Source organism: Bradyrhizobium sp. WSM1253 (assembly GCF_000244935.1).
In the GTDB taxonomy this organism is placed as follows: Bacteria; Pseudomonadota; Alphaproteobacteria; order Rhizobiales; family Xanthobacteraceae; genus Bradyrhizobium; species Bradyrhizobium canariense.
Genome location: NZ_JH600073.1, coordinates 5,210,247 through 5,224,727, shown reverse-complemented (window position 1 = coordinate 5,224,727; position 14,481 = coordinate 5,210,247). Strand labels below are relative to the sequence as shown.

Below are 14,481 nucleotides of genomic sequence, written 5' to 3'. Positions count from 1 at the left end.
ACGCCATGGGTTTGCTCGACGTCCTCAACGGCATGCAGAACGGCCCGCGCGGCCCAAGCACGCCGAGTTCACAATCCTCATCCAGCGGCGGCATGTCGCCAATGACCATGGCGCTCCTTGGCCTGCTCGCCTGGAAGGCATTCAAGCATTTGAGCGGCAACCAAACCGGCAGCGCGCCGCAGCCGTCCCCGGCACCGACGCCGACGCATCTCCCCCCGTCGGTGAATGCAGGCGCTGGCGGCGGCCTCGGTGACCTGTTGAAGGGTGGCCTTGGCGGCCTGCTCGCGGGCGGCGCGGCCGGCAGCGTGCTCAGCGGCGGTCTCGGCGATCTCCTCAACCAGCTCCAGCAGAGCGGTCATGGCGATACTGCCAATACCTGGGTCGGCAAGGGCGAGAACAAGGCGATCGCACCAGGCGATCTCGCCAATGCGCTCGGCGCCGACCAGATCGAGAGCCTGTCGGCCCAGAGCGGCTTGTCGCGTGACGAACTGCTCTCCGGCCTCAGCCAATATCTGCCGCAGGTGGTCGATCATCTGACGCCGGACGGACGGCTGCCGACCGAGCAAGAGATCGCGGGCAGAGTCTGATTTAGTTTAGTCAAACGAGGGGAGCACGGACATGAGCATGGGTGGCTTGTTGTGGATCATCGTCGTCGGCTTCGTCGCCGGCCTCATCGCGCGTTGGCTGGCGCCGGGACCGAACAATCCGAGCGGCTTCATCCTCACCACCATCCTGGGCATCGCCGGCGCGTTTCTCGCGACGTTCATCGGCCAGGCCATCGGGCACTACAGTCCCGACCAGGGCGCGGGATTCATCATGGCCACCGTCGGCGCCGTGGTGGTGCTGTTTATCTGGCACCGGCTGGTGGCGAGCGGCGTGATCAAGGGTTGACGCTTCAAAGCGCCCGAAAGCGGCACACCGCCACCTCATCGTCATGCCCGGGCTTGACCCGGGCATCCACCTCTTTTGATCCGCGCAGCAACACGTGGATGGCCGGGTCAAGCCCGGCCATGACGTGGAGAGAGTGTGCCTCGCGATCACGTCACCAAATGCATCCCCGCATCCATGCGCACGACCTCGCCGGTCATGTTGCTAGAGGCCGGCATCGCCAGAAAGCAGACGAGCTGGGCGATGTCTTCCGCCGAAGATGCGACCTTCAGCGGCACCTTGGCCACGACGCTGTCGCGCACCTGCTTGGCGCCCGCCTCGCCGCGGCCCTTGGTGAACCAGGGTGTGTCGATATAGCCGGGACACACCGTGTTGACGCGGATCAGCGGCGCCAGCGCACGCGACAGCGACAGCGTCATTGTGTTGAGCGCGCCCTTGCTCGCGGCATAGGCGATCGACGATCCGACGCCGCTGATGCCGGCGACCGAGGAGATGTTAACCACGGCGGACGGCCGCCCAGAGGCCTTGGCGCCGGCCTCGAGCAGGCTGCGCGCCGCGCGCACCATCTGGAACGGGCCGATGGTGTTGACGCCGTACAGGCGCTGGAAATCTTCCGCAGACAATCCGTCGAGATCGGCATGGGCGACATGCTTGGTGGTGCCGGCATTGTTGACGAGCACGTCGAGCCGGCCCCAGCCGCCAGCTGCCGCAACGATCTTGCGGCAATCGTCATCCTTCGAGACATCGCCCTGCGCGACCAGAACTTCCGGTGAGCCCGCCTTGCGGCAAAGCTCCGCGGTCGCCTCCGCTTCCTTCTGGCTCGAGGAATAGTTGATGACGAGCCGCGCCCCGCTCCGTGCGAGAATTTCCGCGGTCGCAGCACCCAGGCCGGAGGCGGACCCCGTCACGATTGCGTACAAACTGTCCTTGGCCATCCGGATGTCCTTCCCCTTGATTGAATATCGACGTTCTGTTTAGCGAGTTTGCCGCGCCCTGCAAATCGAGCAAACTCCGCTAAGCGGAATTAGCCTTCTATAGTCCCTTGCGCCCATGCCCGCGCCGCAGGTTGATCTGCGATCAACGCTTGTCAGGGCCATGGCTTTTTCGGATCATCGGGCGCAAGAAGAACCTGCGCGTCCGCCCCTACTGGGCCGGATGCGCCAATGGCAAGACACGGGGAACGCTGTGGCGGAGAGTGACAATATCGTCGTCGAGACCGCGGAGAAAATCTTCGCCGATCTCGCCGATCCGCAGACCGTCAACAACGACAAGAAGGATTCGTGGCAGGCGCCGCTGTGGCAGGCGCTGAGCGAAGCCGGCCTGCCGTTGGCCTGGGTGCCGGACGATCTCGGCGGCTCCGGCGCGAGTCTTGCCGACGGTTTTGCGCTGCTGAACGCCGCCGGCCGTTTCGCAGTCGCGGTTCCCCTGGCCGAAACCATGCTGGCCGGCTGGCTGCTGGCGCAGGCGAAGATCGCATCCCCCGAGGGCGAGATGACGGTGCTGCCGGCCTCGCCCAAGGATCGCATCACCTTGGATGCCGATGGTGCGCTCTCCGGCCGAGCTCGCGGCGTGCCCTTCGCAAAGGCGGCAAAGCACTTCGCAGTGCTGGCCCACGGCAAGGACGGCGCCTCGATCGCACTGGTCGACGCAAGCAAGGGTCGGATCGAGACCGGACTCAATGTCGGCTACGACCACAGCGACACCGTTACGCTCGACAAGGTCCAGCCCGTCGCCATCAAACCCGCCCCGAAGGGCTTTGACCAGACCACAATGATGCTGATGGGCGGCGTCGCGCGCAGCCTTCAGATCGCGGGCGCGCTGGAATCAATGCTCGACATCTCCGTGCGCTATTCCAATGAGCGCGTCGCCTTCGAGAAGAAGATCTCCAAATTCCAGGCGGTGCAGCACAATCTCGCCCGCCTCGCCGGCGAGTCGGCTGCCGCTCTTGCCGCGGCGACCTCGGCCGCCGATGCCATCGCGAACGCAAGATCGTTCGACGACGCGGTCTACCTCGAAGCCGCCTCGGCGAAAATCCGCTGCGCGGAAGCCGCGGAAAAGGGCGGCGCCATTGCGCATCAGGTCCATGGCGCGATCGGCTTCACCCTGGAGCACATCCTGCACCGCTATTCGCTGCGGGCATTGGCCTGGCGCGACGATTTCGGTTCGGAAAGCCACTGGGCCGTCGAGCTCGGCAAGCTCATTGCCAACCGCGGCGCCGACGAATTATGGCCGCTCGTGGCTTCGCGCTGATCAGGGACGAGACAACAATGACCGCTGCCCTCCGTTTCGATCCGATCCGCCTGCCCGAGAAATGCGAGCAATTGCGCAAGGAAGTGCGCGCCTTCCTCGCCGAGGAAATCGCGGCCGGCACCTTCGATCCGCACAAGCCCAACCGCGAAGACACCGACGCGCCGGAATTTTCACGCCGGGTCGGCGCCAAGGGTTGGCTCGGCATGACATGGCCGAAAAAATATGGCGGCCAGGAGCGCTCGTTCCTCGAACGTTACGTGGTGACCGAGGAGATGCGCGTCGCCAACGCGCCGACGCGGCGGTTCTTCGTTGCCGACCGCCAGAGCGGACCGGTGCTGATCAAGTACGCGCCCGAGCACATCAAGATGGACATCCTGCCGCGCATTTGCCGCGGCGAGATCTGCTTCGCGATCGGCATGAGCGAGCCGAACTCCGGCTCGGACCTGTTCGCCGCGAAGACCCGCGCGACCAAGACCGACGGCGGCTATCTCATCAACGGCACCAAGATCTGGACCTCGTCGGCGCACATCGCCGATTACATGATCGCGATCTTCCGGACGTCGCAGCCGACCAAGGAGAACCGCCGTCACGGCCTGACGCAGTTCCTGGTCAAGATGAAGCAGCCGGGCATCCGGGTGAACCCGATCGGCCAGATCACCGGCCAGTACGAGTTCAACGAGGTCGTGTTCACCGATTTCTTCGTACCCGACGATCACGTGCTCGGCGAAGTCGACGGCGCCTGGAAGCAGGCGACGAGCGAGCTCGCTTATGAGCGTTCGGGCCCCGAGCGTTTCCTGGAGACCTATTACGTGCTGACCGAGCTGGTTCGCGCGGTCGGCCCCAATCCTGATACCCGCAGTGCCGAAGGCATCGGCCGGCTGGTGGCGCAGCTCCACACCATGCGGCGCATGTCGGTCTCGGTCGCGGGTATGCTGCAAGCGGGCAAGGAGCCGGTCGTCGAAGCCTCCATCGTCAAGGACATCGGCACGGTGTGGGAGCAGCAGCTGCCGCACCGCGTGCGCGATCTCGCCGCTTTCGTCGAGGAGACCGCGACCAACCGCGAGACGCTGGAGCGGCAGCTCGATTTCGCCATCAAGACCGCGCCGAAACTCACCATCCAGGGCGGCACTACCGAGGTGCTGCGCGGCATCATCGCGCGCGGGCTTGGTTTGCGCTAACTCTTCGAGGACATCATGAGCACCTATAAAGATATCGGCGTCGAAAAAGTTGGTCACGTCGGCACCATCGAGATCCGCCGCCCGCCGCTCAACTTCTTCGACATTTCGCTGATCAACCAGATCGCGGACGCGCTCGACGAGTTCGATCGCGACATCGAGATCCGCAGCTCGGTACTGTCAGCGCAAGGCAAGGCGTTTTGCGCCGGCGCCAATTTCCAGGACCCGGCACGACAGGCGCAAGAGGCGCGCGAAGCCGATAAGACGGCCAAGGGCGATCCGGCCGACAGCCTCGGGGCGATCAATCACCTCTACATCCAGGCCGTGCGCATCTTCCGCGCCAAGAAGCCGATCGTCGCCGCCGTGCAGGGCGCCGCCATCGGCGGCGGATTGGGCCTCGCGGTCTCCGCGGACTTCCGGGTCACCTGCCCCGAAGCGCGCTTCTCCGCGAACTTTACAAAACTCGGCTTCCATCCCGGCTTCGGCCTGACCGTGACGCTGCCCGAGCTGATCGGCAAGAACAACGCCGAGCTGATGTTCTACACCAGCCGCCGCGTCACCGGCGAAGAGGCCTTCAAATGGGGCCTCGCCAACGAACTGGTGCCGCAGGACCAGGTCAAGGCGGCCGCACTGAAGCTCGCCGGCGAAATCGCCGAATGCTCCCCGCTCGGCCTCGTCTCCACCCGCGCCACCATGCGCGCTGGCCTCGCCGATCGCGTGATGGCGGCGACCAATCACGAGCTCGAGGAGCAGACGCGGCTGCGCGCGACGGAAGACTTCAAGGAAGGCGTGAAGGCCACGGAAGAGCGGCGGGCGGCGAATTTCAGGGGGCGGTGATTCCGACTTTTGGCCGGATCACTTTGGCGCGGCCACAACTTCCCATGTCGTCCCGGCGAAGGCGTTAATTGTGACTGTTATCTCCGCCCCACCACCAGCGCATCCACGATGGTCACGCCCTGGCCTTCGGCGTGCACCAGCACCGGGTTGAGCTCGATCTCCGCGATCTCCTCTGCATGCTGCGCGGCAAGCAGAGAGATATCCGCGATCAACTGCGACAGTGCCGCAACATCCGCCATCGCGGCCCCGCGAAATCCTGTCAGCAGCGGTGCGGCTTTCAAGCGCGCCAGCATCGCGCCGGCTTCTTCTGCGCCGACCGGCGCCGGGCGGTAGACGACGTCGCGGAATAGCTCTGTCGTGATGCCGCCGAGGCCCACCATCACCATCGGCCCAAACGTCTTGTCCGTCATCGTGCCGATGATGATCTCGACACCCTGCTTCGCCATTGGGCCGACCAGCACACCTTGGATGGCCGCCTCAGGCCTGTGCTTGCGCGCGTTGTTGAGCAGCGCCTCGAACGCCAGAAACACTTCGCCCTTTGTGGTGATATTGACGCGCACGCCGCCGACCTCGCTCTTGTGCGCGATGTCCGGCGACTGGATCTTCAGCACCAGCGGAAAGCCGATGCGGGCGACGGCGTCGTCGAGCCCGCCCTTGTCCTTCACCAGCACTTCGTCCGGCAGCGCGATGCCCGCGGTGCGGAGCAATGCCTTGCTGTCGGCTTCCGAGAGCGCCGGCGATTGCAGGTGCGCAGAGATGTCCCGCACAGGGACTTGCGCAACGTCCAAGGGCTTCTGGAGCTTGAACTTGGCGTAGTCCACGAGTTGCCGCATCGCGACGCCGACATGGGTGAGGCCCGAGAGCACCACGACGCCGGATTTGGCAAGCTCGCGCCGGGCGAAATCGGACGGCACCGTGTAGGAATAGAACACCACAGGCTTGTGCTGCGCTGCCAGCACCGGCGTCAGCTCGGCTTCCCTAAAGGGCTTGCGGATCTCGCTCGACAGCGACAGCACGACCAGGATCGCGTCGATCTCGTCGGATGCGGTGAGCACATCGACGCTCTTTTGCAAGCCGCCCGAGGTCACGCCCTGCGCGGTGACGTCGATCGGGTTGCGCGCGGTTCCGTAGGACGGCATCAGCGTCCTGATCTGCGCCTGGACTTTTTCGGAGAGCTCCGGCATCTGCAAACCTTGCAGCGCCACGGCATCGGCGCCCCAGATGCCGGCACCGCCGGAGACGGTGACGACGGCGACGCGATCGCCTTTCGGCAACGGATTGCTCGCAAGCACCGCTGCGATCGTCAGGGCTTCGTCGAGATCGTTGGAGACGATGAAGCCATATTTGGCAAACACCGCGTCGTAGGCCGCCGACCATCCGGCCATGCTCGCGGTGTGCGAGGCGGCAGCGCGCATTCCGGCGCCGGAGCGGCCGACTTTCGTCACGATGACAGGCTTTTTCAACTCGGCCGCGCGCCGCGCTGCCGCGAGAAACTTGTCGACGTCGCGAATGCCTTCGATGAACAGCAGGATCACGTCCGTGGAAGCGTCCTGCACCATGTAGTCCAGGAACTCGCCGGCCCCGAGATCGGATTCGTTGCCGGCACTGACGACATAGCTCACGGCAATGCCGAGCGCGCTGGCGCGGTGATAATAGGCAAAGCCGATGCCGCCGCTCTGCGCGACGATGCCGATCCGCTTCGTCGCGGCGACCAGCGGCACCACGCCCGGCTTGACGTCCACGGCGGGACTGAACGTCGCCGCCACGCGCTGCATCTGGCTGAAAAAGCCCTCGGCGTTCGGACCGGAAATCCGCATGCCGGTCCGCCTCGCCAGCGCCGCGATCGCGTCCTGCATCGCCGCGCTCTCCCCACCCTCCTCGGCAAAGCCGGAGGAGATGATGACGGCGTTCTTCACGCGGACGGCGGCGCATTGTTCGAGCGCGGCAAGCACCGCGCGGGCGGGGATGAGGATGATTGCGAGATCGATCGGCGCGCCGATGTCGGTGATCGATTTGTAGCAAATGAGGCCGTCGATCTCGGCGTAATTCGGGTTCACCGGATAGATTTTTCCGGGATACTCGTTCTTGCGCAACATCGACAAGAGCCGCCCCGGAATCTTCTCATGATCGCGCGAGGCACCGATCAGCGCGATGCTGGCGGGTGCAAAGAAGCTATCGAGCGGATGCGGCATGGAGTGATCCCCTTCTTATTCTTCGTGCACCCGCCGTATCCAGACCGTCATCCTGAGGTGCGAGCCGCGCGGTGCATAGCACCGTGCGGGGAGCCTCGAAGGATGAGCGGCCCCGCCGGTGGCCGTCGCCCTTCGAGGCTCGCCGAAGAGGTGAGCACCTCAGGGTGACGGATCACTACCAAGCACTCAACTGACGCGGAACGTCACCCCACCGAGCAAGAACTCGTTGCCCGCCACGGCATGTCCCTTCGCCCTCGCAGCATGCAGCACGCCGGCAACATCAGTGACCCGAAACTCCAGCGCGCTCATGATTTCGCTGGCGCCCTTCACGAAGCGGAATGTTGCGTTGGGCAGCTTCAGTTCGGCATCGCCACCCGGCGCAACGCCGATGATCTTGCCCCAATGCTCGGCCAGCCGTTGCGGGTCCGGGCTCTGCATTTCCACGCTCGTCAGCGCCTGCGTCACGTCCTTGCGGATGAATTTTTGCCAGTCAGGGCCGGCAGGTGGATACGGCCCCAAAATGTCGTCGCTGCCTTCGGTGTGGTTGAACTCGATGAAGGCGGCCCGGCAGTCGCGGGGGTGGAGCTGCACGCCGTGATAGGGCGCGTGGTCGATGACGTTGGCGGTGCGCACGCCCAGCGCGTTGGCGTTACGACCGCGCTCGTCGGGATCGTTGCAGCAGAAGATCGCCATGTAGCCGCCGCGCCCGCCGCTCTTCTCGATGAAGCGGCCGGCCGTGGTGCCGTCCTTGAACGGCGCGACCACCTCCAGCAGGATCGTGTCGACCGGCAGCAGCGCGTTCTCCAGGCCGTATTTCGCAACATTGCCGTCGCGGTAGCAGACAGCGAGGCCCATGATATCAGCGATGTCGGAGATCACGGGCGCGAGCTGCGGCGCGACCAGGCAGATCTGCCGCAACCGCATATAGGGCGCCATCGTCATGCGCCCTTGAAGGTCGGCTTGCGCTTCTCGACGAACGCCTTTGCGGCCTCCTTGTGATCCTCGGTGTCGCTGCAGCGGGTGTGGTGGATCGCCTCGCCGTCGAAGCAATCCTCCAGCGCGAGATGCTCGGCATTGTTGATGTTGCGCTTGATGAAGCCGAGCGCGATCGACGGGCCTTGCGCCAGCGACAGCGCGAGCTCGTGCGCGGCCGCGTCGATCTCGGCGTCGGGGACGACCTTGGTCACCATGCCGATCGCATGAGCCTCCTTCGCGGTCAGCACCGGCGAGGTCAGATAGAGCTCGCGCGCCCGCGCACTGCCGAGCAGCTGGGTGAGGAAATAGGTGCCGCCGTAATCGCCGGAGAAGCCGACTTTTGCGAACGCGGTCGTGATCTTGCAGGATTCGGAGGCGACGCGGAGGTCGCACGACAGCGCCATCGACAGACCCGCGCCGGCCGCCGCGCCATCGAGCTGCGCCACCACGGGTTTCGGCATCTGGTGCAGGATGCGCGACACCTCCATGCCGCGGCGCAGGTTCGCCATCTTCACTTCGAACGGCAGCGGCGCCCGGCCCTCCGCCATCGACTTGACGTCGCCGCCGACGCAGAACGAGCCGCCCGCGCCCTTCAACAAGACCGCGCGCACCTCCGGATCATCAGCCGCGCGACGCGCCGCCACGACCAGCCCGGCGACCATGTCCGGGTTGAGCGCGTTCTTCCGCTCGGGCCGGTTCATGGTGATGGTGAGCAGCCCACCCTCGAGCTTCTGCAGAACCATGTCGTTCATGGGACGTCTCCCTTGTCGTTGTTTTGCTTGATCTATCACCACACTCGTCATTGCGAGCGAAGCGTTTCCGCGGAGACAGCCTGGATTGCTTCGTCGCTTCGCTCCTCGCAATGACGGTGTTTATTTCTTCACCAGCGGACAGCGCGACTGCTCCAGCGACTGGAACGCCTCGCTGCCGGGCACCGTGGCGAGCAGCTTGTAGTCGTCCCAGCGGCCCTTGGATTCCGACGGCTTCTTGACCTCGAACAGGTACATGTCGTGCAACATGCGGCCGTCCTCGCGGATCTTGCCATTCTTGGCGAAGAAGTCGTTGATCGGTGTCTCCTTCATCACTTTCATCACCGTCGCGGCATCGGTCGTGCCGGCCGCCTTCACTGCTTTCAGATAGTGCGTCACGGACGAATAGACACCGGCTTGCGCCGAGGTCGGCGGCCGCTTCATGCGCTCCTGGAAGCGCTTCGAGAACGCGCGGGTGTCGTCGTTGAGATCCCAGTAGAAGGCCTCCGCAAGCAACAGGCCCTGCGCGGTCTCGAGCCCGATCGAGTCGATGTCGGTCACGAAGGCGAGCAGCGGCGAGACCTTCTGGCCGCCCTTGGTGATGCCGAACTCGGCCGCCTGCTTGATGGCGTTGACGGTGTCGCCGCCGGCGTTCGCGAGCCCGATCACCTTTGCTTTCGAGGCCTGGGCCTGCAGCAGGAACGACGAGAAATCCGACGTGTTGAGCGGATGGCGCACGCTGCCGAGCACCTTGCCGCCGGTCTTGGTCACGACGGCGCTGGTGTCCTTCTCCAGATCCTGGCCGAAGGCGTAGTCGGCGGTGAGGAAGTACCAGGTGTCGAGGCCCGACTTCACGGCCGCAAGGCCGGTCACATTGGCCTGGCCGTAGGTGTCGAACACATAGTGAATGGTGTAGGGACCGCAGGCCTCGTTGGTGAGGCGGATCGAGCCCGGGCCGTTGAACATGATGATCTTGTTGCGCGCTTTCGCGATCTCGCCGGCGGCAAGCGCGGTCGCGGACGCCGCGACGTCATAGATCATTTCGACGCCCTGATTGTCGAGCATGTCGCGGGCGATATTGGCGGAGAGATCGGCCTTGTTCTGATGGTCGGCAGCCAGCACCTGGATCTTGCGGCCGAGCACCTCACCGCCAAAGTCCTCCACGGCCATCTTGGCCGCGGTCTCGCTGCCGGGGCCGGTGATGTCGGCATACAGGCTCGACATGTCGAGGATGCCGCCGATCTTCAGTGGCGGCTTGTCCTGGGCCTGTGCGGCGCTTGCACTCAGCGCCAACGCAGCAGCAAAAATACCCGACACAACATGCTTCATCGAAAAAGGCCTCCCTTATCGCGCCGTACTCTGATGGCGGCTTGGTTATTGGTGTTGCCGCAATCATGCCGCATGCGCGACAGCGCAGCAAGCGCGCGGGACGATGCAGATGAGCGATCAACACGCGCTTTCCGCAAAGCGGAATGACGAGATGCGGAAGAGTGCCTCCGCCGTCATTGCGAGCGCAGCGAAGCAATCCAGGATCTTTCCTCTGAGGGACTCTGGATTGCTTCGCTGCGCTCGCAATGACGGAGTATGAACAAACAGTCTTCGCGCCCCACCGCGCTTGAGTTATAATTGGAGCGCAACGCAACCTCACCGGGCAACGTGACGCAACGGCTTCAGCTGATCGCAATCCTTCTCGTCGCGGGGCAGAGCGCATTCGCGAGCCCGTGCCAGTTCGAGTCCCAGGGCGAAGGCCGCGTCACCGCGATCGATGCGCGCAGTCTGCGGCTCGATGACGGCCGGGAAATCCGCTTGACCGGCATCGAGCCGACCGCGACCACGAAGCAGGCGCTGACCTCGCTGCTGGTCGGGCACGACGTGATCCTGCGCAGCGCCGACGACACGCCTGACCGCTATGGCCGCCAGGGCGCGCTGGTCTTTGTCGGCGAGAGCGACATCTCCGTGCAGGCGACGCTCCTCGCCCAGGGCGACGCCATCGTCTCCGCCGAGATTGCCGATAAGGACTGCGCGGCGGCCCTGATGGCGTCGGAGGCCGAGGCGAGGCGCCAAAAAAAGGGCAGCTGGGCTGACCCGTCGGCCATAAAAAACGCGGAAAGTCCGGACGATATTTTGGCGGGGATCGGGCGTTTTGTGGTGGTCGAAGGCAAAGTCCTGTCGGTCCGGCAAGCTGGGGCAATGACCTACCTCAACTTCGGACGAAACTGGACACGCGGCTTCGCCGTGACTATTTCAAAGCGCATGGTACCCGCGTTCGAAAGCGCCGGGATCGCTCTTAAGTCTCTGGAAAATAAACGTATTCGTGTCCGAGGCTGGGCTGAGGGGAATACGGGGCCGCGTATCGATATACGCCTCGTAGGACAAATCGAGTTGCTGGGCGCAAACGAGCCGACAGGGGTAAGGCCCTAAAAAGGGCCAGGCACGGGTTAAGCGACGTGAATGGGGTGCTAGGACGGCACGGACAAGGTGAACGCCGCCTGCGGGCAGCGCCGGCTGTGCTATGCCTCGTGCTGGGTTCAGCCCTTGGCGGCTGCGGCGATATGGGCCGCTTCCAGACCGCGGCGGCCCCGCCGACCGTCGCGATGCCCAAGCCGAAGCCGGCCGTCGCCCAGACCCCCGCCACCGAGAAGGAGCATGAGCGCATCCTGGCGAGCTATGGCGGCACCTATGACGACCCCAGGCTCGAATCGCTCGTCACCAAGACCGTCGACCGGCTGGTCGCTGCGTCCGACCGGCCCGACCAGGGTTACCGGGTCACGATCCTCAATTCCGGCGCGGTGAACGCCTTCGCGCTGCCGAACGGCCAGCTCTATGTCACGCGGGGCCTGCTTGCGCTGGCGAGCGATACGTCGGAATTGTCCTCCGTGCTCAGCCACGAGATGGCGCATGTGCTGTCCAAGCACGCGGCGATGCGCGAGGACCAGGCCCGCCAGGCCGCGATCGTCACCCGCGTCGTCACCGACATGAGCAACGATCCCGATCTCACCGCGCTCGCGCTCGCCAAGACCAAGCTGACGATGGCGAGCTTTTCGCGCAATCAGGAGTTCGAGGCCGACGGCGTCGGCGTCGGCATTTCCGCCAAGGCCCATTTCGACCCTTATGGTGCCGCACGCTTTCTCTCGGCGATGGAGCGCAATGCCGAACTGAAGGTCGGCAAGACCTCGCTCGATCCGCGCGCGCAGGATTTCACCTCGTCGCATCCGGCAACGCCCGAGCGCGTGCAGAACGCGCAGACCATCGCACGGCAATACGCAGCGCCAGAGGGCGGCGAGCGCGACCGCGAGACCTATCTCGCCGCGATCGACAATCTCGTCTACGGCGAAGACCCCAGCGAAGGTTTTGTCCGCGGCCGGCGCTTCCTGCATCCGAAGCTCGGCTTCACCTTCCAGGCGCCGGACAATTTTACGCTCGACAACACTGCGCAGGCCGTGATCGGCGTGCGCGACGGCGGCTCGCAGGCGATGCGGTTCGACGTCGTGCGGGTGCCGGCTGAACAGTCGCTCGGCGATTACCTGAATTCCGGCTGGATGGAAGGCGTCGAGAAGGCCTCCACCGAGGACATCACCATCAACGGTTTTCCGGCTGCGTCCGCCACCGCCAAGGGCGACCAGTGGCAGTTCAAGGTCTATGCGCTGCGGTTCGGCAGCGACGTCTACCGCTTCATCTTCGCGGCACGGCAGAAGTCCACCGAGAGCGAGCGCAATGCGCGCGAGACCGTCGGTTCATTCCGCCGCCTGACGCTCGACGAGATCCAGGCCGCGCGCCCGCTGCGCATCAAGGTCATCACCGTGCAGCCCGGCGACACCGTGGAATCCCTCTCCCACCGCATGGCTGGCGTCGATCACCCGGCCGAACGTTTTCGCGTCCTCAACGGGCTCGATCGCAACGCGCAGGTGAAGGTGCGCGATCGTGTGAAGGTCGTGGCGGATTGACGTACGCTAAACTGCCGTAGGGTGGGCAAAGCGAAGCGTGCCCACCATTCCCGATCAGGATTATTGAAAGATGGTGGGCACGGCGCTTACGCGCCTTTGCCCAGCCTACAAGCTCCGCCCGATCAGCGCCCCGCGTCCATATCGCCGGCCTCGCGCTGGCCGCTGAGCCAGAGCGCGAGCAAGGTCCAGAACGCGCCCGACAGCAGGTACGCACCCGAGGCGATGACGCCGAGGTTGGTCGCCAGCAACAGCGCGACCAGCGGTGCAAAGCCGGCGCCGAACAGCCAGGCCATGTCGGAGGTCAGCGCCGAAGCCGTGTAGCGATACGCCTGCTTGAAGTTCGAGGCGATCGCACCCGACGACTGGCCGAACGACAGACCGAGCAGGATGAAGCCGATCACCATGTAGATGGTCTCGCCGAACGCGCCGGCATCGAGCAGCTGCGGGGCAAAGCCGCTGTAGATCGCGATCGCGATCGCCGATCCCATCAGCAGCGACTTGCGGCCGACGCGGTCGGCGATGACGCCGGAGAGCACGATCGCGCCGACGCCGAACACGGCGGCGACGATCTCGATGATCAGGAAGCGCACCGGGCTTTCGCGGGTGAACAGGAATACCCAGGACAGCGGAAACACCGTGACCATATGGAACAGAGCGAAGCTTGCCAGCGGCGCAAACGCACCGAGCATGATGTTCTGGCCTTCGCGCGCCACCGTCTCGGAGATGCGCGAGGGCTGCAATTCGCGGGTCTCGAACAGCGAGGCATATTCTTCCGTCGTCACCATGCGCAGGCGCGCGAACAGCGCCACGACGTTGATGGCAAAGGCGACGAAGAACGGATAGCGCCAGCCCCAATCGAAGAAGTCGTCGGCCGAGAGATTTCCGGCGAAATAGGCGAACAGCCCGCTCGCCACGATCAGACCGAGCGGCGCACCAAGCTGCGGCACCATCGCGTACCAGCCGCGCTTTGAAGGCGGCGCGTTCAGCGCCAGCAGCGAGGCCATGCCGTCCCAGGCGCCGCCCCAGGCCAGACCCTGTGCGATGCGCGCCAGCGCCAGCAGCCAGATCGCGGCAACGCCGATCTCGTGATAGCCGGGCAGGAACGCGATCGCGACGGTGGCGGTGCCGAGCAGGAACAGCGCCGAGATCAGCTTGGCCGTCTTGCCGTATTCGCGGTCGACCGTCATGAAAATGACGGTGCCGATCGGCCGGGCCATGAAGGCCAGCGCGAAGATCATGAAGGAATAGAGGGTGCCGGTCAGTTCACTCGTGAACGGGAACACCAGGCGCGGGAACACGATCACCGAGGCGATCGCGAAGACGAAGAAGTCGAAGAATTCCGAGGTGCGGCCGATGATGACGCCGATAGCGATCTCGCCGGGACTGGCCTGGTCGTGGCCGTGCTCGCCCGAGTGGTCTGCCATTGCGGGGGTCTGTGCCATCGCCATTCGCGCGCCCTTAACGTCCTGAA

13 protein-coding genes are annotated in these 14,481 nt (G+C 64.8%); 7 read left to right on the top strand and 6 right to left on the bottom strand.

What is annotated here, in order from left to right; translation table 11 throughout:
* Nucleotides 1-5 precede the first annotated feature (5 nt).
* Nucleotides 6-587 carry a YidB family protein gene (locus tag BRA1253DRAFT_RS26080; protein ID WP_007599303.1) on the top strand — a complete coding sequence of 194 codons (582 nt, stop codon included), beginning with the start codon at nt 6-8 and terminating at the stop codon, nt 585-587.
* Nucleotides 588-618: 31 nt separating this feature from the next.
* Complete coding sequence (locus BRA1253DRAFT_RS26075; RefSeq protein WP_007599301.1) at nt 619-891, top strand: GlsB/YeaQ/YmgE family stress response membrane protein; 273 nt, start codon at nt 619-621, stop codon at nt 889-891.
* Nucleotides 892-1,037: 146 nt separating this feature from the next.
* Here the strand turns inward: BRA1253DRAFT_RS26075 and BRA1253DRAFT_RS26070 are convergent, their stop codons facing one another.
* Nucleotides 1,038-1,823: an SDR family NAD(P)-dependent oxidoreductase gene (locus BRA1253DRAFT_RS26070; protein WP_007599300.1), complete on the bottom strand. Its 786-nt coding sequence runs from the start codon at nt 1,821-1,823 to the stop codon at nt 1,038-1,040.
* A 250-nt stretch (nt 1,824-2,073) separates the two neighbouring features.
* Here BRA1253DRAFT_RS26070 and BRA1253DRAFT_RS26065 point away from each other — a divergent pair, with 250 nt between their 5' ends.
* Genes BRA1253DRAFT_RS26065 through BRA1253DRAFT_RS26055 form a run of 3 tightly spaced genes read left to right on the top strand, consistent with a single transcriptional unit; the run spans nt 2,074 to nt 5,150 of the window.
* A complete protein-coding gene (locus BRA1253DRAFT_RS26065; protein ID WP_007599297.1) occupies nt 2,074-3,138 on the top strand; it encodes an acyl-CoA dehydrogenase family protein in 1,065 nt (354 codons plus the stop codon).
* Nucleotides 3,139-3,155: 17 nt separating this feature from the next.
* Nucleotides 3,156-4,316 carry an acyl-CoA dehydrogenase family protein gene (locus tag BRA1253DRAFT_RS26060; protein ID WP_007599295.1) on the top strand — a complete coding sequence of 387 codons (1,161 nt, stop codon included), beginning with the start codon at nt 3,156-3,158 and terminating at the stop codon, nt 4,314-4,316.
* Nucleotides 4,317-4,331: 15 nt separating this feature from the next.
* Nucleotides 4,332-5,150 carry an enoyl-CoA hydratase/isomerase family protein gene (locus tag BRA1253DRAFT_RS26055; RefSeq protein ID WP_007599292.1) on the top strand — a complete coding sequence of 273 codons (819 nt, stop codon included), beginning with the start codon at nt 4,332-4,334 and terminating at the stop codon, nt 5,148-5,150.
* 77 nt (nt 5,151-5,227) lie between these two features.
* On the opposite strand, the gene BRA1253DRAFT_RS26050 is transcribed toward BRA1253DRAFT_RS26055, so the two are convergent.
* The 4 genes from BRA1253DRAFT_RS26050 to BRA1253DRAFT_RS26035 all read right to left on the bottom strand — a co-directional run bounded on the left by BRA1253DRAFT_RS26050 (nt 5,228) and on the right by BRA1253DRAFT_RS26035 (nt 10,395).
* A complete protein-coding gene (locus BRA1253DRAFT_RS26050) occupies nt 5,228-7,342 on the bottom strand; it encodes an acetate--CoA ligase family protein (protein WP_007599290.1) in 2,115 nt (704 codons plus the stop codon).
* Between the two features lie 186 nt (nt 7,343-7,528).
* Complete coding sequence (locus tag BRA1253DRAFT_RS26045; protein ID WP_007599288.1) at nt 7,529-8,278, bottom strand: hypothetical protein; 750 nt, start codon at nt 8,276-8,278, stop codon at nt 7,529-7,531.
* 2 nt (nt 8,279-8,280) lie between these two features.
* Complete coding sequence (locus BRA1253DRAFT_RS26040) at nt 8,281-9,069, bottom strand: enoyl-CoA hydratase (protein WP_007599286.1); 789 nt, start codon at nt 9,067-9,069, stop codon at nt 8,281-8,283.
* A gap of 120 nt (nt 9,070-9,189) precedes the next feature.
* Complete coding sequence (locus BRA1253DRAFT_RS26035; protein ID WP_007599285.1) at nt 9,190-10,395, bottom strand: ABC transporter substrate-binding protein; 1,206 nt, start codon at nt 10,393-10,395, stop codon at nt 9,190-9,192.
* Nucleotides 10,396-10,692: 297 nt separating this feature from the next.
* On the opposite strand from BRA1253DRAFT_RS26035, the gene BRA1253DRAFT_RS26030 reads away from it, so the two are divergent.
* Together BRA1253DRAFT_RS26030 and BRA1253DRAFT_RS26025 are read left to right on the top strand one after the other, a co-directional pair.
* Nucleotides 10,693-11,487 (top strand): thermonuclease family protein, encoded by a 795-nt coding sequence (locus BRA1253DRAFT_RS26030; RefSeq protein ID WP_007599283.1) that lies wholly within the window; start codon nt 10,693-10,695, stop codon nt 11,485-11,487.
* Between the two features lie 131 nt (nt 11,488-11,618).
* The gene (locus BRA1253DRAFT_RS26025) at nt 11,619-13,010 is read left to right on the top strand and encodes a M48 family metalloprotease (RefSeq protein WP_018452960.1); all 1,392 of its coding nucleotides are present in this window, start codon (nt 11,619-11,621) and stop codon (nt 13,008-13,010) included.
* A 122-nt stretch (nt 13,011-13,132) separates the two neighbouring features.
* Here the strand turns inward: BRA1253DRAFT_RS26025 and BRA1253DRAFT_RS26020 are convergent, their stop codons facing one another.
* On the bottom strand, nt 13,133-14,458 hold the full coding sequence (locus BRA1253DRAFT_RS26020) for an MFS transporter (protein WP_007599274.1): 1,326 nt from the start codon (nt 14,456-14,458) through the stop codon (nt 13,133-13,135).
* Nucleotides 14,459-14,481: the final 23 nt, after the last annotated feature.